Annotated in this window: 18 protein-coding genes; 3 read left to right on the top strand and 15 right to left on the bottom strand. The window is 57.3% G+C overall.

Annotated elements, in window-relative coordinates:
* Nucleotides 1–2: 2 nt before the first annotated feature.
* The 6 genes from ABLQ08_RS29805 to ABLQ08_RS29780 all read right to left on the bottom strand — a co-directional run bounded on the left by ABLQ08_RS29805 (nucleotide 3) and on the right by ABLQ08_RS29780 (nucleotide 5,824).
* Nucleotides 3–515 carry a TRAP transporter small permease gene (locus ABLQ08_RS29805; protein ID WP_352950138.1) on the bottom strand — a complete coding sequence of 171 codons (513 nt, stop codon included), beginning with the start codon at nucleotides 513–515 and terminating at the stop codon, nucleotides 3–5.
* Nucleotides 516–528: 13 nt separating this feature from the next.
* Nucleotides 529–1,560 (bottom strand): TRAP transporter substrate-binding protein, encoded by a 1,032-nt coding sequence (locus ABLQ08_RS29800; protein ID WP_352950136.1) that lies wholly within the window; start codon nucleotides 1,558–1,560, stop codon nucleotides 529–531.
* Between the two features lie 28 nt (nucleotides 1,561–1,588).
* Entirely contained in the window at nucleotides 1,589–2,884 is a 1,296-nt protein-coding gene (locus ABLQ08_RS29795) for a TRAP transporter large permease (RefSeq protein WP_352950134.1), read from the bottom strand.
* 49 nt (nucleotides 2,885–2,933) lie between these two features.
* Nucleotides 2,934–4,130, bottom strand: coding sequence for a CaiB/BaiF CoA transferase family protein (locus tag ABLQ08_RS29790; RefSeq protein ID WP_352950132.1), 1,197 nt, complete (start codon nucleotides 4,128–4,130; stop codon nucleotides 2,934–2,936).
* A gap of 288 nt (nucleotides 4,131–4,418) precedes the next feature.
* Nucleotides 4,419–4,988 carry a YbhB/YbcL family Raf kinase inhibitor-like protein gene (locus ABLQ08_RS29785; RefSeq protein ID WP_417714969.1) on the bottom strand — a complete coding sequence of 190 codons (570 nt, stop codon included), beginning with the start codon at nucleotides 4,986–4,988 and terminating at the stop codon, nucleotides 4,419–4,421.
* Between the two features lie 59 nt (nucleotides 4,989–5,047).
* Nucleotides 5,048–5,824, bottom strand: a complete 777-nt coding sequence (locus ABLQ08_RS29780) for a helix-turn-helix transcriptional regulator (RefSeq protein ID WP_352950130.1) — start codon at nucleotides 5,822–5,824, stop codon at nucleotides 5,048–5,050.
* A gap of 438 nt (nucleotides 5,825–6,262) precedes the next feature.
* Here ABLQ08_RS29780 and ABLQ08_RS29775 point away from each other — a divergent pair, with 438 nt between their 5' ends.
* Nucleotides 6,263–7,540 carry an MFS transporter gene (locus ABLQ08_RS29775; RefSeq protein ID WP_352950128.1) on the top strand — a complete coding sequence of 426 codons (1,278 nt, stop codon included), beginning with the start codon at nucleotides 6,263–6,265 and terminating at the stop codon, nucleotides 7,538–7,540.
* A gap of 165 nt (nucleotides 7,541–7,705) precedes the next feature.
* On the opposite strand, the gene ABLQ08_RS29770 is transcribed toward ABLQ08_RS29775, so the two are convergent.
* The 9 genes from ABLQ08_RS29770 to ABLQ08_RS29730 all read right to left on the bottom strand — a co-directional run bounded on the left by ABLQ08_RS29770 (nucleotide 7,706) and on the right by ABLQ08_RS29730 (nucleotide 15,806).
* Nucleotides 7,706–8,269, bottom strand: coding sequence for a peroxiredoxin (locus ABLQ08_RS29770; protein WP_352950126.1), 564 nt, complete (start codon nucleotides 8,267–8,269; stop codon nucleotides 7,706–7,708).
* Between the two features lie 169 nt (nucleotides 8,270–8,438).
* Entirely contained in the window at nucleotides 8,439–9,146 is a 708-nt protein-coding gene (locus ABLQ08_RS29765) for a ribonuclease activity regulator RraA (protein WP_352950124.1), read from the bottom strand.
* A 276-nt stretch (nucleotides 9,147–9,422) separates the two neighbouring features.
* On the bottom strand, nucleotides 9,423–10,373 hold the full coding sequence (locus tag ABLQ08_RS29760; RefSeq protein WP_352950122.1) for a branched-chain amino acid ABC transporter permease: 951 nt from the start codon (nucleotides 10,371–10,373) through the stop codon (nucleotides 9,423–9,425).
* Nucleotides 10,373–11,263: a branched-chain amino acid ABC transporter permease gene (locus ABLQ08_RS29755; protein ID WP_352950120.1), complete on the bottom strand. Its 891-nt coding sequence runs from the start codon at nucleotides 11,261–11,263 to the stop codon at nucleotides 10,373–10,375. Before ABLQ08_RS29755 ends, ABLQ08_RS29760 begins: the two co-directional genes overlap by 1 nt.
* Nucleotides 11,260–11,979 (bottom strand): ABC transporter ATP-binding protein, encoded by a 720-nt coding sequence (locus ABLQ08_RS29750; protein WP_352950118.1) that lies wholly within the window; start codon nucleotides 11,977–11,979, stop codon nucleotides 11,260–11,262. Before ABLQ08_RS29750 ends, ABLQ08_RS29755 begins: the two co-directional genes overlap by 4 nt.
* Nucleotides 11,976–12,749, bottom strand: coding sequence for an ABC transporter ATP-binding protein (locus tag ABLQ08_RS29745; RefSeq protein WP_352950116.1), 774 nt, complete (start codon nucleotides 12,747–12,749; stop codon nucleotides 11,976–11,978). Before ABLQ08_RS29745 ends, ABLQ08_RS29750 begins: the two co-directional genes overlap by 4 nt.
* A 17-nt stretch (nucleotides 12,750–12,766) precedes the next feature.
* The gene (locus tag ABLQ08_RS29740; RefSeq protein WP_352950114.1) at nucleotides 12,767–13,969 is read right to left on the bottom strand and encodes an ABC transporter substrate-binding protein; all 1,203 of its coding nucleotides are present in this window, start codon (nucleotides 13,967–13,969) and stop codon (nucleotides 12,767–12,769) included.
* 64 nt (nucleotides 13,970–14,033) lie between these two features.
* On the bottom strand, nucleotides 14,034–15,122 hold the full coding sequence (locus ABLQ08_RS29735) for a cupin domain-containing protein (RefSeq protein ID WP_352950112.1): 1,089 nt from the start codon (nucleotides 15,120–15,122) through the stop codon (nucleotides 14,034–14,036).
* Between the two features lie 33 nt (nucleotides 15,123–15,155).
* Nucleotides 15,156–15,806, bottom strand: coding sequence for a GntR family transcriptional regulator (locus ABLQ08_RS29730; protein ID WP_352950295.1), 651 nt, complete (start codon nucleotides 15,804–15,806; stop codon nucleotides 15,156–15,158).
* 277 nt (nucleotides 15,807–16,083) lie between these two features.
* On the opposite strand from ABLQ08_RS29730, the gene ABLQ08_RS29725 reads away from it, so the two are divergent.
* On the top strand, nucleotides 16,084–17,220 hold the full coding sequence (locus ABLQ08_RS29725) for an aminotransferase class V-fold PLP-dependent enzyme (RefSeq protein ID WP_352950110.1): 1,137 nt from the start codon (nucleotides 16,084–16,086) through the stop codon (nucleotides 17,218–17,220).
* 231 nt (nucleotides 17,221–17,451) lie between these two features.
* On the top strand, nucleotides 17,452–17,988 hold the full coding sequence (locus tag ABLQ08_RS29720; protein ID WP_352950108.1) for a GNAT family N-acetyltransferase: 537 nt from the start codon (nucleotides 17,452–17,454) through the stop codon (nucleotides 17,986–17,988).
* The last annotated feature ends 64 nt before the right edge of the window (nucleotides 17,989–18,052 follow it).

The raw sequence follows: 18,052 nt of genomic DNA, 5'->3' as shown, positions 1-18,052 counted from the left end.
CGTCAGATTTCCTGCATGGTTGAGCTGTGGGGTCCGTGCCGGTCAGGCCAAAAGAGCGCATCGAACAAATCGATCAGGAACTGGATGGCCAGGGTTCCAAAACCGAGCGGCAGAAGAGCGTAGGGAACAACCATTGGCGTGCCGAAACTCGACGAGACCCTCTCGCCATACTCCCAGGCCTGATAGGCGATAAGCCACCCGCGCCAGGCCATGATTGAAGAGAAGCCTATTCCGGCGAGAGCCGTGAATATGCGCAACAGCCGCTGGGTGCCCGGTCCTGCCATGTCCGCAAAGAAAGTGATCCGGATATGGCCGTCATCGCGCTGAACGTTTGCCGCCGTCATCACTGCGACATAGACGATAAGGAAGGTGTTGACCTCAAGAGACCAGGACGTGGGCGCCATAAAAACGTAGCGCATCATCGCATCGTAACAGATCGTCACGACCATGAAGCCGAGCACGAGCTGCCCGATCGTTTCGGTGGTCTGAAACAGACGCGTCAGGATCGTTCTCATGGCACCCTCCCCGTCAATTCGCGCCGAGCGCCAACGCGATTGCACGTTCACCAACTTCCGGTCCGACTTGTGCGATCCATTCATCGCGCACGCTGACCGATGCCTCCTCGAGCGCCAGTAGGTCTTCGGCGGTGGGCTCGATCACTTCGATCCCGGCCGCTTTGATTGCCGGCCAGAACTCATCGGGATAGATCTTATTGTTGGCCTCTGCGGCACCATTTTCATCGAACCAGGCGCTGGCGTCCTCAAAGGCCACCTTTTCATTGTCGGCCATGTCAGCCCACCTGCTGGTGGTTACAAAAAGCCCGATACCGTAAGCTGTGAGCGGCAGCTTGTAGACATAGGCCAGCTGTTCCTGGAGCGAACGCCCGATAATCGTTGAGATATTTGCCACAGCGGCATCGACAGTGTTGCGTTGAAGCGCGAGATAAAGCTCCGAAGACGGGATGCGAACGGCTGCGCCACCAAGATTCTCGATCACCTGTGTCGCTTCAAAACTCACGACACGTATCTTCTTGCCGTCGATATCCGCGATCGACTTCACAGGGGCGGCTGCAGTCGACCAGATATATTCCGGTTCGAGAACATTCCCCATCATCGAGACCATGTGAAGGCCTTCTTTGGCCAGCTCCTCGTTGATGAGGTTGAAGAGAGGACTGCCTTTTTTCAACCGGTCCGGATTTTTATGAAGCGCTTCAACGACCCCCGGCATTCCGGTGATCCCGAGGATCGGGATCGAACGGGTGATATAGCTGGATGTGTGAAACATGAAGTCGATCGTGCCCGCACGAAGGGCTGGGAGCTGTTCGTCGGCCTTCAATAGTTTGCCGCTGTCGTAGTAGTCGACGGAAACGGCATCTGCAGCGTTCAGGCGCTCGACAAAACCGGCTGCCCCGAAGGACAGTGCCTTGTAGCTGGGGGGAAGATAATTCACGCCGGTGATCGCGGTTTCAGCCCGTGCGAGACCGGAATACGAGCCAAGAAATGCTGTCGATCCGGCAAGCGCGGCGGCTGATTGCAGAAAACTGCGACGGGTCTGGGTCATTGGTCTACTCCTCTTTAGATAATGACGGTTAAACAAGGCTTGGTAGCCACAGGCTCAGTTCGGGGAACAAAACGAAGATCATCAGCATGAGAAACTGTACGAAGACGAAGGGGATGACAGAGCGGATGATCTCTTCGACAGACAGCATGGGACAGACGCCCCTGAGCGCGTAGAGGTTGAGCCCCACCGGTGGCGTGACAACTGCGATTTCAAGGTTCATTACAAGGATGATGCCGAACCAGAGCGGGTCGTAGCCAAGCGTTTGAACAAGCGGTAAAAGGATCGGCGTGGTCACCACGATGAGTGAAACGGCGTCGACCAACATTCCGAGAAGAACCAGCGCGATCATCAGCACGACCAGAATTCCCCAGGGAGGCAGGTCCGTTGCCGTCAACATGGTACTGACGGTCTCGGGAACACGGACGAGGTTGAGATAGTCGCCGAAGATCTTGGCACAGCCGATGATAAGCAGGATCGCCCCGGAGACCTTCACGGAGCTCGCGAAGATCTGCATCGTTTTTCGAACATCCAGCACTCGAAAAATGAGTGCCGCGATCAGAAACGCTCCGGCGGCACCAAACGCGGCCGCTTCGGAAGGGGTGGCAATTCCGGAATAGATCGCACCGAGAACGATGAACACCAGCAAGAGCGCATGCCAGACACCGCCTAGGGCTCTGATGCGTTCAGTGAGGGGCGGTGTTGGACCTTCTTCCTTCGGAGCTTCCGACGGGTTCAGGAAAACGCGGATGGAAATGTATATCGACAGCGCCAGCGCCAGCGCTATTCCGGGAAGGATGCCGCCGATGAACAAGGCGCCGACGCTCACACCCGAAACGGCGCCATAGATGATGAACGGCACAGACGGCGGGATGAGCATGGCGAGCGCACCCGACGAGGCAACCGAACCGGCGGCCAGGCCTCTCGAGTAACCGCGTTCCAGCATTTGCGGGACCGCAATCGATCCCACCGCCGCGACCCCTGCAACCGAAACTCCCGAGACAGCACCGAAGATCGCGGAAGCGCCGACGGTTGCAATCGCAAGCCCGCCACGCAACCATTGCAGCCAGAGAGCCGCCGCCCGGAACAGATTTTTGCCAACCGGCGTTGCGGCGAGCAGATTGCCCATGAGGATAAAGAGCGGCAGAGCGATCAGTTCGAACGAATTGAGCTGACCGAAAAACGAGGTCGGTGCAAAAAAGAACGCAAGGGGTCCCCGTGCCATCCACAGGCCGACAAGGCCGCTCGTGCCAAGCGCGAGAAATATCGGTGCTCCGACACCGATCATGAAGATCAGTACGGAGACGACGATGATAGGTTCTATCACGCTGGTCTTCCTTCAAAATTCTGGTTCATGTTTTTCCTCCCGACGTGCGTCAGGTCGCGCACGCCTCTTTCAACGCGCGGATCCGCGTGGCTCCGTATCCAAGGATTTCTGAAAGCACGTCCTGCGTGTCTTCGCCCAACTCAGGGCCGAGACCTCGAACGAAGCCTGGACTTTCAGACAAGCGGGGAAAGACATTCTGCATGGCGAGCGTGCCGCCGCGTTTGGGATCGACGATGCGGACGACGCTCTCGCGCGCGGAAAAATGCGGGTCCTCGACCATTTCCTCGGCCGTATATGCCAAGCCAGCCGGCACACCTGCGGCTGCAAGCTCATCCAGCATTTCCAAAGAGGGCCTTTGACGCGTCCATTCGGTAATGACCGCATCAAGTTCCTGGGCGTTTTCGCCACGTGACCGATGGTTTGCAAAGCGAGGATCGTCAGCAAGAGCCGGTTGTCCGATGACATTGCAGAAATGTCGAAACACCGAGTCCTGATTGGCTCCGATAATCATCTCCCGGCCGTCACCCGTCGAATAGGCATTCGACGGCGCAATGCCAGGCAACGCTGAACCGTGTCGCTGCCGAATGTGTCCTCCGGCGTCAAACTCGGACACAAGAGCCTCGGTCAGCGAGAGCACACTTTCATAAATGGCGCTGTCGACGACCTGTCCTCTGCCGGTCTTGTGCCTGTGCTCAAGTGCCAGCAGAACGCCCATTGCGGCATTGATGCCGGCCATTGTGTCGCCTAAGGAGAGACCGACCCGGACGGGTGGCCGGTCGGGATAACCCGAAATGGCCCGAAGCCCTCCCATTGCTTCGCAAACCGAAGCAAATCCCGCACGGCCTGAATAGGGGCCGTCCTGACCGTAGCCTGATACGCGAGCCATGATCAGTCGCGGGTTGATCTCTGACAACGTTTCGTATGCGAGGCCCCAACGCTCCATCGTTCCGGGCCGGAAATTTTCGATCAGCACATCGGCCTCGGCGACGAGGTCACGCAGGACACTCTGTCCGTCGCCCGAGCGCAAATCGACTGTAATCGAGCGTTTTCCGCGTGCAATCACGTCCCACCAGACGGGATCACCATTGACGTCCGGCCGTCCCCATTGACGCATGGCATCGCCAACCTTCGGCGGCTCCACCTTGATTACCTCAGCACCGAAATCTGCCAGAAGCTGACCGCAATAGGGACCGGCGATAAGCTGACCGAGTTCAATGACCCGAATGGATGAAAGTGGAGCGGTCATATTTTCAACCTTTGAATTCAAAGACTTGCCGATGAAGCGGAAATGCCGGGAAATGACATTTGCAGTTAATGCTGAGCCTCAGCCCGGCCGACACGGTCATCCGAAGCGGTCGTCAAGGCGCAGCTATCCCCTCTCCCGTCAACAAGACGGACCCCGGCCACGCGGCCCATCACCTGGAAACATGTAAAAGCCGCAGGCAGCACTTCGGTGCTTCTCGCTATCCAGGAGAGCTGGATCCCAGAGAGCCATCATCCAGGCGGGCCTGCGAGTTCGGCCATGCCGACGTTGTTACCGGCCGTATTTTGCGGTGATTGAAACTCTGTCGAGCGCCGTGTTGTTGGCGTAAAACCCAACAAGTGCACCTGATGCAGTCTCGTCAATTGGCAAGGTTTCTTGAGGCATTGCAAAGACTGTGAATACATAGCGATGAGGTGCATCGCCTTGTGGCGGACACGCACCACCAAACGCGTTTTGCGAATAATCATTGCGCGCATTGAACGCTTTGCCCGGAAGATCGAAATCTATCGCGCCAGCGCTTTTGGGCAATTCGGTCGTGTCGGCCGGGAGATTGACGAGCGCCCAGTGCCACCAGCCGGAACCTGTCGGCGCGTCAGGGTCATAAGCAGTCACCACAAAGCTTTTGGTACCTTCAGGCGCACCCGACCATGACAATGCCGGTGACAGATTGGCACCATCGCAGCCAAACCCGGAAAAGACTTGCTCCATCTCCATGAGCTGGCCATCGGCGATATCGCTTGATTGCAACGACATTTCTGCACGGGCCGTTCCAACCGTCAGCGGTGCAGCGACGAGAAAGGCGGCTGATGTGAGGGCAAAATACCTGAGAGCGTTTGGCATCGTTCTTCTCCTTTTTGAGATGAAACGATGCTAGGCTTTGCGCTCAGTTCCCTCGCACCTCATTCGATCAATTCTTGTCCGGATTCGATCAAAGCTCCGCCTCGAATGGCTGACGGTGTCACCTCAAAACGGTCGCGAAAACGGGCCGCGAATTGAGACGGAGACGCATATCCCACTTCAAGTGCAATGCGATTGATCGACAGATCGGTGGAGTGAAGCAATGCCAGGGCCCGGGTCATCCGCGCATCGGAAAGCACAGCACTGAAACTTGTACCGCAGCGCGCCAAATGCCGTCTTAGTGAAGCCTCCGACAGCCCAAGTTGCTTTGCCACGTTCTCAGCTTTCCAATGGTGATCAAGCGACTTGCACACCAGATCGCGAACGCGGTCCTCGACGCTTTCCTTCTGTTGAGACGGAAAACTGATGCCCAATTCCGAGAGCCACAGCAGCACTTCCTGGACGTAGTGCGCACGAAGCGGTTCGGGAACAAGTGGGTCGGAGGCCGCGATCACAGCTCTTTCAAAAGCTCCGACAACGCGACTGTCATTGGTCGCCCGCAGGTAAGCTCGCTCCCCTGTGATCGGAATAACTGCTCTTGGGATCGTGATCGCGGTTGCGTTGTAGAGACCTGTCGGCCCGAGCTTGTTACGAATTTCGTACGGTGTGCGCTCGGGAAACAAAAAGACCTCTCCCGTACGCGCGGTGTAAGTGCCGTGACGAGTGGCCATGTGTTTTACGCCCTCTCTCACCAGGATCACCATGGGAGAGGTCGTAACCAGACTACGAAAGACAGCCTCGGTTCGTTGATGAATGCGAGTTGCGATGGCATTTGTCATGGTGGCAAGCTAAACGAAATCGCACTCAGAGTCATTGCGCGAGGGTGCCGGAGAACAATCTGCCACTGCTGCCGCAGATCAACGAACCCGTTCTCGACCGTTCGTGTCTTTGAAAGTGCGCCCCATTTCAGGATATTGGGTGATCAGCTACGCCCACCGCTGACGTCAGGACATGTCGCAGACAGGCCTCATGATTTCCTCAGCAAAGTCTTGCAAGGAACCCGGACTGCTATCCTCAAGCACAAATTCAACATCGCTTTAGAACGGCTGGCCCTTGATGCGAGGTCTATGCCGCGTGTCTGCTTCGGTAGTACCCGCTGCTTGCAGCCGACCCGGCAACCACCCGCAATAGGGGCACGACTTCACAAGCGCCCGATAAAGTTTACTGTCTACTGCCTGAGACGGTTAGCACTGCGTGTGTGTTAGGAGGATGTCTTGATGGCAGATAGCGATGTGTCGATCGGGAAGGTGCGCAAGAACGCTTTTGCCGGGGCGATCGGCAACGTCATGGAATGGTACGACTTCGCCGTCTATGCCTATATGGCGCCAGTCATCGGTCAGCTATTCTTTCCATCGAACGACGACTTCACCTCGCTCCTGGCCACGTATGGCACCTTCGCAGTCGGCTATCTTTCGCGGCCACTGGGGGCACTCGTATTTGGTCACATCGGCGACAAGGTGGGGCGCAAGCTGGTGCTGATACTGTCGGTTTCGCTGATGGGCATTACGACGGTTTCGATCGGACTTCTGCCGGACGTCGGACAGATCGGACCGTTGGCCGCAGTGTTTCTGATTGCGCTCAGGATCCTGCAAGGCTTCTCGGTCGGTGGTGAATATACCGGTTCCACGACGTTCATCGTGGAATACGCGCCGCGCAATCGCCGTGCTTTTTACGCAAGCTGGGTGCTGTGCGGAGCGTTCGGCGGTTTCCTTCTGGGTTCGGCAGTCTCGACCTTGCTCAACAACCTGCTGGACCAGGATGCGCTTCAGACCTGGGGTTGGCGCCTGCCCTTCCTGGCAGGGGCGCTGATTGCTCTGGTCGCAATGCTGCTGCGCCGCCACATCGAGGAGCCACCGGCGCCGGAATACGAGGAGGAGTGGCAGCGCTCGCCGGTGGTGGTGGCGTTCACGGAGCACTGGCGGGACATGCTCAAGGTGATGGGTCTGGCACTGGCGATCAATGTGGGTTTTTACATGATGTTCGTCTATGCGGTCGGCTACCTGACCGATCGCATGCACGTTTCGACCGCAAAGGCGCTGGACATCAACACGATCTGCATGGCGGTCATCACCTTCCTGCCGCTGGCGTTCGCACTCATGGCCGACCGCATTGGCCGCAAGCCGATTCTGCTGTCAGGCATCATCGGGATAATTGTGTTTTCCTGGCCATTGTTCTGGCTGATGCACCATACCGACACCGTTCTGATCCTGCTCGGTCAACTCGGCTTCACCGTGCTTTTCAGCTGCGTCTACGCCGCCAATATCGCGACCCAGGCCGAAATCGTGCCGCACCGGGTCCGGGTCAGCGTACTTTCAATCTCCTACAATTTCTGCCTGTCGCTGTTCGGGGGCACGACGCCGCTGGTCGCGACCTATCTCGTTGAACGTACCGCGGACGATTTTGCTCCGGTCTACTACCTGATGGCCCTTTCGGTCCTAAGCCTGATCACCGTGCTCTTGATCCCCGAAACCAGAGGCAAATCGATGCTGGAATAGGAGTGGTTACGGACCGTGGCTGGCACTGGGACGTCAGGGCATCGGCGGTCGTATCACGCGACCAGAAAATGGGCTTGTCCGAAGGCCGGTTTTGCCCGAGATGTTCGCCGTTGGCGACCCGGTCTGTATTGAATTTGCGCGCACGAACGCGAGCGTCCCGTCAGTTCACAACTGCCGCGAAAGCCAGTTCATGACATCCGCAGCATTTCGATCCGGCGGAAAGACGGGATAGAAGACTTCGGCTATCACGCCATCACGAATGACCAGCGTCAGTCTCTTCAGGAGCGATAAGCCATCGACGTCGAAGGTTGGCAGCCGCATTGCACTGGCAAGAGCCAGGTTTTCATCCGACAAAAGCGCGAAAGGCAAATGCAATCGCTCTACGGCTTCGCGCTGGTAGCCAGATGTCTGTGTTGAAAGGCCATAGACTTGAGACACACCGAAACTGCTCAGCTCAGCATGATGATCACGGAATGCACATGATTGTGGGGTGCAACCGCGAGCGCCGGGAATATCATCCCAACCATCGGGGAGCGGCGTGTCAGGACGGCCTGTCATAGGATATGCATAGACGACCGTCAGGCCGGAGACGCCGGCAAGGTCGACTACGGAGCCATCAGTCGCCACAAGAGGCACCGATGCCATCTTTGCTCCGGTCAAATGTGCTGCTCGCCCATCGTCTTCCGGAGACGGTAACTTCGACCACTCCACTTGAGTCAGATTGGTCACTTTTCTGAAACTCCCAGCAAACCACCGTTGAATGCCATATCGGGGCAGCTTTTGGAAGTCGCTGACCGGACAACGGCGTAGATCAACAACGCAGTATTGCTAAAGCGAGTACCATGACCAGAACCAGCCGTTTGTCTCCTGTGATATCCAGATAAGTTGCGCATGCCCGCTATGTCTTGGTTCGGCTTTCCCTGTAGCGGCGCAGATTTTCTTCGTTTGGCGGATACAGACCCGGCAGAGACGCACCGTTTTGAACCTCATCAAGGATCCACGCTTCAAGCCGTTCCTGCTCCAGCGCCATTTCCAGCACCTCATCGACAAGCGCGGCCGGTACAACGACGGCTCCATCCCTGTCGGCCACGATCAGATCGTCGGGAAAGATCGCGACCCCGCCGCAACCAACAGGCTCCTGCCAGTTCACGAAGGTCAGACCCGCTACCGAGGGAGGCGCGGCAGTACCCTTGCTCCAGACGCTCAATTCCGACTGGACAACACCTTCCAGGTCGCGCACGACCCCGTCGGTGATCATCGCAGCGACTTTGCGGTACTTCATGCGCTGGCAGAGAATGTCCCCGAAAACACCGGCATCCGAGCATCCATCGGCAGCCACAATGGCGACGCAGCCTTCGGGCATGGCTTCAACCGCCCCGCGCGTCGAGTTGGGCGATGTCCAGGACGCAGGCGTGGCGAGATCTTCACGGCTTGGCACGAAACGCAAGGTGAAAGCCGGCCCGGCGACGCGTTCCTGGTCGGGACTGAGAGGAAAGGCTTCCCGGATCCAGACGTTTCTGAGCCCTTTCTTCAGCAAAACGGTGGTCAGGGTCGCAGTCGTGACACTCTTGTATTTTTCAAGCGTGTCTATTGAATATGTCGTCATTTCATATGCCCCTGGAAATCATCTCTGCCTGCTGACATCACCACCTTCAACCCTGGCGGTCAGAATGACAACCGTGTTGCCTGTTTCGCAGGATGAACGCATCAGATGGAATGGGAGCATGCGGATCCTGTATTTCGGATAAAGCTGCAACCGGTGCGTCTTCCGGTCGGTAGACCTGATGAACATACAGGCACTTGCAAAGTACCTGACAGTCGGTGATGACGTGATGTTTCGACGGCTGTGTACCAGTGCCGGAAGCATTTGAAATTGAACCCGCTATTCCTTCCGGAACTTCACCGGAGGTGACTTTTCCGGAATGAGTCCTGCGCGGAAGCGCTGGAGCACAAACTGGAGCAGAAGGCCGACGAGCAGCATGCGGATGAAGGAGCTGCGGGTGGCCCATTCCGGCGGCAGCCGGTTGGTGAAGATCTCGGTGACCGACCAGATTGTCCAGATACTCAAAGCACCGACAATGGCGCCCTTGTTGTTGCCTGAGCCCCCGGCCATCAGCATCACCCAAACCAGGAATGTCACCAGCAAGGGGTCCGTCGCCGTTGGCGACAGAAAGCGGAAATAGTGGGCTGACAATCCGCCGGCAATCCCCATGACAGCACAACCGATGACGAAGGTCTGGATACGGAACTTTTCGACATCCTTGCCGGCAGCAGACGCCGAGGCTTCATTGTCCCGGATCGCGCGAAGGCTGCGCCCCCAGGGACTGTCGTAAAGGCGGGATGAAGCCAGGAAAACCAGAAGCACGACAATCCAGACAAACCCCAGAAAGACAACATCCCCCGTCCGCCCCGAGGTGAAATCGGCTAGCGGCCGCGGTATCCGGGAAACCCCGAGGCTGCCGTTGGTCAGCCAGCTTTCATTGACGAAGACCAGGCGCAGGATTTCGGCAATGCCGATGGACGCCATCGCCAGATAGTCACTCTTGAGGCGAACGCAGATCCTGGCGACCGCCCAGCCCGCAACCCCGGCGACAATCGCCGCGCCGACGAGACCGATCGGAACGGGCATCGAGAACCCGCCAAGATGTCTTCCGGAAGCTGCGGTCGTCAGGATCGCAGACGTATAGGCACCGACGCCGTAAAACCCGGCGATACCGGCGTTGAACAATCCACCCATGCCCCATTGAATGTTCAATGCGAGACAAAGCAGAGCATAAATGCCCCCAAGGATCAGCAAGCTGACGACATAGAAGAAGAGGCCGGTAAGTTCCATTACAGCAACCTCCCCTTGAAGAGCCCCTGCGGACGGAAGATCAGCAATCCGATCATGATCACAAACGCCACTGCCGTCTTGTAGGACGGTGAAATCAACGCGCTGTCGCCGATCCAGTGATAAGAGGAAAGCTCCTCGGCCGTCCCGATGATGAAGCCGCCCGCCATAGCCCCCATTGGCTTGCCGATCCCGCCGAGAATGGCTGCCGCGAACATCGGCAGAAGCAGGTTCCAGCCGAGGTTCGGATGGGCACTGGTGTTGAGTGCGGCAAAGGCACCGGCGATTGCCGCCAGGGCCGCGCCGATGATCCACGTCCAGCGCACCACCTTGGCGGTGTCGAGGCCGGAGACCTCGGCAAGTTCGGGATCGTCCGCAACGGCCCTCATGGAGCGGCCTGTCCGGGTTGCCGTCAGGAAGTAATGCAGCAGCACTGCGATGACCGCCGTCGTCACGATTGCCTGCAGATGCAGAATGGAAACCCGGAAGGTATCGAACAGGACCAGAGGCGGGCTGACACCGGCAACAAGCACCTGATTTTCAGATCCCCAGATAAGCTGCACGATCGAGCGGAACACCAGAGCGATGCCGAAGGAGGAAATCACCGTATAAATCGTCGGCAGGTCGCGTAACGGACGGTAGAAGAACCGGTCGACGAAAAGCGCGGCAAAGATCGTCATCGCCATCGCGAATGGAACGAGCAACAACGGGTTCACCGGAAGCAGGGCTGCGGCAGCAAGGATCCCGTAGGTGCCAAGGGTCATCAGATCGCCATGAGCAAAATGTGCAAACCGCAAAATGCCGAAGATCATGGAAATCCCGACAGCCCCGAGAGCATAGATGCTGCCGATCGTCAGTGCGGGGAACAGATAGAAATTGACGAACTCGCTCATCCCGCCGCGCCTCCGAGAAACAGGCGGCGTACGTCTTCGTCTGCCAGAAGCTCCTTGCCCGTTCCGCTGGCATGGTTGCGGCCATTTACCAGAATGTGGCCATGATCGGCAATCTGCAGCGCCTGGCGGGCGTTCTGTTCCACCATCAATATCGTGATCCCGGTTTTGCGGATGTCCAGCAGGAGATCGAAGATCTTTTCCAGGTATGCGGGCGAAAGGCCCGCGGTCGGTTCGTCCAGAAGCACCAGCTTGGGATCGCTCATCAATGCCCGACCCATGGCCACCATTTGCCTCTGTCCGCCTGACAGCTCTCCGGCAGGCTGTTTCAACTTTGCCTTGAGGTCCGGAAAGAGCGAAAGAACCCGCTCCCGGGTCGCCGTCTTGTCGGCAGGCGGGGCCGCATAAGTGCCCACATCCAGGTTTTCATCCACGGTCATGGACGGAAACACGTTCTTGCTCTGAGGTACAGCCGACACGCCAAGCGGCACCAGCGCAGACGTTTTGGAACCGGTCAGTTCGCGTTCGCCGAGCCGAATGGACCCGGAGGAAACCGTGGTGAGAGCGAAGATCGTCTTCAGGAGTGTCGACTTTCCGGCACCATTGGGACCAAGAACAACGGCGATCTCTCCCGGCTCAACTGTCAGCGCAATGTCTTCAATGATAGGCGGACCGCCATAGCCTGCCGTCAACCCGGTCACACACAGGCGCTCCGTCATAGATGAGCCTCGTATTTGCCGCCGCCGAAATAGGCTTCGATGACCCGCTCGTCGCTACGAACTTCCTCCACCGATCCTTCGGTCAGCAGAGCCCCTTGAGCCATCACCAGAACGTGGTCACAGAGCTTGGAAACATAGTCGAGATCATGTTCGATCAGGCAGAAGGTCAGGCCACGCTCCTTGTTCAGCATCAGGATCTTGTCCGCCAGCTTTGAAAGAAGAGTCCGGTTGATCCCAGCTCCGATCTCATCGAGCAGAATGATCTTGGGTTCGCGCATCAAGGCGCGCCCGAGTTCAACCAGTTTCTTCTGTCCCCCTGAGAGGTTTCCGGCCTGTTCATCGATCACGTGCTCAAGTTCCAGAAGGCGGACGGTTTCGCGTGCCCGCTCATAGATCTCGCGCTCTTCGGCCGAGTACCGACCGCGACGAAAGACAACGTTGAAGACATTCTCACCCTCGGGCGCGGAGGCCGAGGCCATCAGATTTTCCAGAACGGACAATCTCGAGAACTCGTGCGGGATCTGAAACGTGCGTGCCAGACCTGCCTGAGCCCGTTGGTAGGGCTTCAGTCTGGTGACATCACGCCCGTCGAACAGGACGCGCCCGGAACCTGGTCTAATTGCCCCCGCAATGACGTTGAATGCAGTTGTCTTACCCGCACCATTGGGCCCGATCAGACCGGTGATGCGGCCTGCGTCAATCTTGAAGCTTGCGTGGTCCACAGCCCGCAAACCACCAAAATCGACGCAGATCTTGTCCAGTTGGATCACGTTGCGATCAATCCGGCTTATTCGATGATGGCAATTTGCTTATAGCCGTCACCATCGACAACAAATTTGCCGATATAGCCGCCAACATCGCCGTTCTCATCGAACTCCGCCGTGCCGCTGGCACCGTCGTAGTCGATGTCCTTGCCTTCCTTGATCAGGGCAACGGCTTTGGCCCACTCACCCGGGCCGACTTTTTCACCCGGAGCCATGGCCACTTCACGCAATGCCTCTGCCATCTTCGCGCGGTCGGTCGAGCCTGCCTTCTCGATTGCAAGCAGGGCAAGGAACGTCGCGTCGTAGGTCTGGTCCACGAAGGCCTTGTCGGCACCTTCGCCATATTCGGCGTTGAATGCGTCGTGAAGCGTTTTCTGAGCCGGGTTTTCTGCCGGTGAAGTCGGGGACGAGAAGAAGGAGGTCTTCAGGGCATCCGCACCGACATTCTTGATCAGCAACTCATCACGCAATCCGTCCGTTCCGACGAATTTGGTAAAGAGACCACCTTCAATAGACTGCCGGACGATCTTGCCGCCGGAATCGCCCGCATAGGCAATCACGACCAATGCCTCTGCGTCTCCCTTGGCAAGGCTTGCAAGTTCGGAGCGGTAGGAATCCTTCTTTTCCTCGTGCTTGGCTTCGGCAACGATTTCGCCGCCCGCCTTCTTGTAGGCTTCCATGAAGGTCTGGCCGATGCCGACACCGTAATCGTTGTTCACATAGGTGACGGCAACCTTGTTGAGACCCTCATCGAGAACCATCTTGGCCAGGATCTCACCCTGATAGTTGTCGGACGGCACGATACGGAAGACGAGACCATCATCCTCGAGATCAGTCATTGCAGGAGATGTGGCAGTTGGTGAAATCTGCGCGACTCCGGCAGGAATGATTGCCGCTTCAGCCGCTGCAATGGTCGTGCCCGACATAAGCGAGCCCATGACAATCGGCACGTTTTCGATATTGACCAGTTTCTGGGCCGCATCTACCGCGCCTTGCGCGGTGCCGGTGGTGTCGCCGTAGACGGCAACCACTTCACCACCGAGCAGGCCTCCCTGCTCATTGACCTGCTTCACAGCAAGGTTCGCAGCGTTCTGCAGCGGTGGAATGAAATTGGCAATCGGTCCCGTGATGTCCATCAGGACACCGATCTTGGTCTGATCCGCATAGGCCAAGGAACTGGTACCGAGCAACGCTGCGAGCGCAGCAATTGTAGTCAACTTCCTCATGCTTATTCCCCTCATCGCTTGTTCATTTCATTCCGCACGCCTGTTCATTTCCTCCCTGACAGGCTTAATCGCGCAGAATCTCGGTTTCGAACCGCCCCGGCAAACTGACTTCGAGCAGTTCAAGGTCGGTTGTTGCGCCTGTGTACCGCGTCGCCATATTGGGCGGGATTACGAAGGCGTCTCCGGCTGACAGGCGGTAAGGGTCTTTTCCTTCGCCCTCGAGTGTCATTTCGCCTGACAGCACAAAGTTGAACAGAATATCGCAATCGTGACGTGTCCAAGGCGCATCTTCAACGGTCGGCCGTGCAACCAGAACAGACGCGACGCCCTTGGTATTGTCGCAAATCGTCGTGTCCCGTGCTTCAAAGCCTGGGATGCGGAAGGGCTCGAAGGCCCCGTCCCTTGCCAGACTGTGCACGAATTTCTGGCCTTGCCACTCCCGGTCCGGACGCTCAACCGGCGTCGGCAGGGTCATCTCATGATCGATTTCTGTGATGTGCTCGGCCGGCACGCCGATCTCCACCACCTCGATACCGTCGGCGGCATGCATGACACGGTGTCGAATTTCGGGTGGCTGAATGAAACAGTCACCTGCATGCAGCCGGCGCATGCCCCCTTGATCTTCATAAAGAACGTCGACCCAGCCGCGCACGCAGAAAATCAGCTGGAAGCCGACCTTGTGAAAATGAACCATGTCCGGCACCGGTCCATCCGGGACCCTGATGTGGGAGGCGATCATCGCTCCGCCGAGCCGTGAAGGCACGAGGTCCCGGTAACTCATACCCGCGCGGCCGATCACCCACGGCGCCTGATCTGCCAATCGCCGCACCACAAAGGAGTGACTGGTTTCCGGCATCACCAGTGGCGGGTTCAGCTCGTCAATCTCGATCCGTGTGCCATTGGGAGCAACGAGCAGACGTTCCCCGCCCGCAAACTCATCCGGGTTCTCGGTCAACAGCCGCAAGGTGCCCGGCCCTTCCGGCGCTCCCTTTTCAACACGTACCCGTAGGCCATGTCCGGAAAACACCGCAATTTCCGGATTGTCCGCCGGATAGATCATGTCCAACCGCATCTTCAGCGTTTTGGTAAAGAACGGCAGATCCTTGCTGAGATCTTCTGTCGGCAATCGCATTTCAGCGCGGGTTTCCATCATTCTTGATCCATCATTGTGCTGTCTGTGCTTGCATTAGTCGGACTGACTAAAGGAAGTTGACTGGTCTTTTTGCATGCCCTCATGCGCAGCGAGATAGGCCGCCTCGCCGTCGAAGACGAAACGCATTATCCGATCACTTGCTGCGACCGCATCGCGCTGACGGAATGCATCAAAGAGCCGGGAGTTCCCTTCGACGATAAGCGGGTGATTGGCAGGGTCGGCAAAGGTCATCATGCGAACAGCCTGCACCTGTGTCATGTAACGGTGAAGTGCCTTGCGAAGCGAAGAATTCGAGACCGCCGAAATCCATCCGTTCCTGAAGATCTCGCAGGCACGAAAAAGCCTTTCCTGATCGCCTTCCGCCATCGCGCTACGGGCATCATTCAACGTTTCTTCCAGCGCAACGAGCTCTTCTTCCGACAGACCCTGCGCCGCCATCGCAGCAGCACGCGGTTCAAGCAGCCGGCGAAGATCGAAGATTTCCAGAATTTCGACATGGTCGAGCCTGGGCAAGATGAACCCGCGCGTTGTCGGTTCCAGATAACCTTCATGCGCCAGTCGCATCAACGCGTCGCGTGCGGGCATCCGGGATACACCAAACTCGGATGCGACTGCGGTATCGACCAGTCTTTCCTCCGGACTGATCTCGCCCCGCTGAATGCGCCCTACCAGAACATCGTGGATCTGAACACTTGTGCTCTGCCCGGCAGCAGAAACCGAAGAGGATTTCAGGATTGCTATTTTACCCCTCCCTCACTGCAACCAATCACCGGCAAACTGTATACAATAGGTCTACGTTTGACCCGCAAACCTTCATATACAAGTGCCAATATCGGCAGGAAACAAGTTCTTTAAGCTTGAACTATTTCAAAAACTGTATACGAATTACTACCTACGGGTCAATACCGATGGCAACGTCAAAAACGGAAATTGCCGATACGCAACTGAACTGGAGGAACGCATGACTGTCAGGAATGAAGGTTACTTCCTCTATCATTCCATCGGCCAGTATCCCGGCAAGGAATCCGACTTGAGCTCGGCCATGGCGGAGTTGGCAGCGGTCTGGAGCGCTCCCGATGATCAGCAGTGGTCCTACCTGCTCGGCAAACGCGCCGAATTCATCAACCTTTGGCGAGGATTGATCGACGCCCCCTCCGGATCAACCACCACCTGCGAGAATGTCACCCAGGGGGTGCACATGTTGCTGACCGCTCTTCCGACCAATCGGCTGAAGGGCCGGAAAGTCCTGGTTGCAGCGGACTGTTTTCCGTCCAACCACTTTTTGCTGGCAAAACTGCAGGAACGCCTGGGATTTGAGCTTCAGACGGTGCATCCCAGACAGGGGGTGAACTGGGTTGCCGATGAGGACATGATTGCGGAGTGGGACCAGGACGTTGCCCTTGCGCTCATCACCTGGGTGAGTTCAACCTCCTCCCACCGTGTTGATCTCGACCGCCTTGCTGCCCATGGGCGCGACATGGGAAGTCTCATCGGCGTGGACATTACTCAGGCTTCCGGCCTCCTGCCCTTTTCGGTAAACGAGCCGGACGTCGATTTTGCGGTTTCCACAAGCCTCAAATGGATGTGCGGAACGCCTGGGGCCGGCATCTTGTATGTGCGCCCGGACCTGATTGAAGAATGCGAGCCGGATCTGCGTGGCTGGTTCAGTCAGGACAATCCCTTCAACTGGGATATCGGCCGGTTTGACTATGCGCCCGACATTCGCCGGTTCGACAACGGAACACCTGCGATCCTGCCTGCGGCAGCAACCGTTCCGGCATTGAAATGGCATGCAGCAACAGATCGTGCCGACTTGCTGCATCACAATCGCCTGCTTTGCGACATCCTGATTAATGGTGGGGATACGCTTGGAATGAAACTTCTGACGCCCCGTGACCAGCAGGAACGCGGTGGCAGCCTGATGTTTGAAATGAGTTCTGAAAAGGTCGCTGCCGGCACTCTTGCGGATTTGGACCAGGCCGGATTTTCAGCAGATATCAGAGGCGCAACCCTCCGGCTGTCACCCGGGGTACAGACAACGGAAGATGCAACGCGCGAGCTTGTTGACGTTCTGAGCAAATCGATCCGCGGAAACTGACACCGGGCAGACAGCGGGTTTCGCCCACACTGCCAGCCCCTTTGCGCCAGAATTGACCAAGGGCATTGCAAGAACTTGAACCTAACCGCGACCTCTCCGGAATCGGCTGGAAGATGGAGTGATGGCTCAAGAGCCTTATTGCTTCGCCGCACAGGTGTAGGTACATGCCCTGTTGCGCGAAACCGGTGTCTTTTATCTGGGCGATTTCAGTTAGGGATTTCAAAAGTTTTCATGATCACCACAAGAGAACTCAAACGAGCAGAGCTAAACGACATCTGGACGATTGACCGCTCCGAAGTGATCGAAGCAAGCTTTGTGATGGAAAACGGGGCACTGGTTCTGAAACCAGAACATATCGATGTCCCGGGCTGGTCGCCGGCCATGGTGAAGGCGACAACTCCTGCGTTTGAAACCGGTTATGACGGCGGAGACTGGTTCTGCGGTCTGTTCGACACGGACCAGTTGATCGGCATTGCAGTTCTCGGGAATCAGCTGTTTGGCGACAATTCGGACTTCCTCCAACTCAAATTTCTACATGTTGGAAGTCGTCACAGAGGCCAGGGATTGGGCAAGCAGCTGTTTGACGCTGCAGCCACAGAAGCCAGGAAACGCGGTGCAGGTCGGCTGTATATTTCTGCGACACCTACCGAAAATACCGTCAAATTCTATCTTGGTCTCGGATGCCGGGTTCTCATTGAGCCGGACCCGGCGCTGTTCGAGGAAGAACCGGAAGACATTCACCTCGACTATGAGATCGGGACGAGATGATGATGAGCCGCTGCAGTTGAAGCTCATCAGTCAATTGAGGCTCGCGGGACAGCCGGTCCCGCAA

The organism is Roseibium sp. SCP14 (genome assembly GCF_040329475.1).
In the GTDB taxonomy this organism is placed as follows: Bacteria; Pseudomonadota; Alphaproteobacteria; order Rhizobiales; family Stappiaceae; genus Roseibium.
This window is presented reverse-complemented; position numbering and strand designations above follow the sequence as displayed.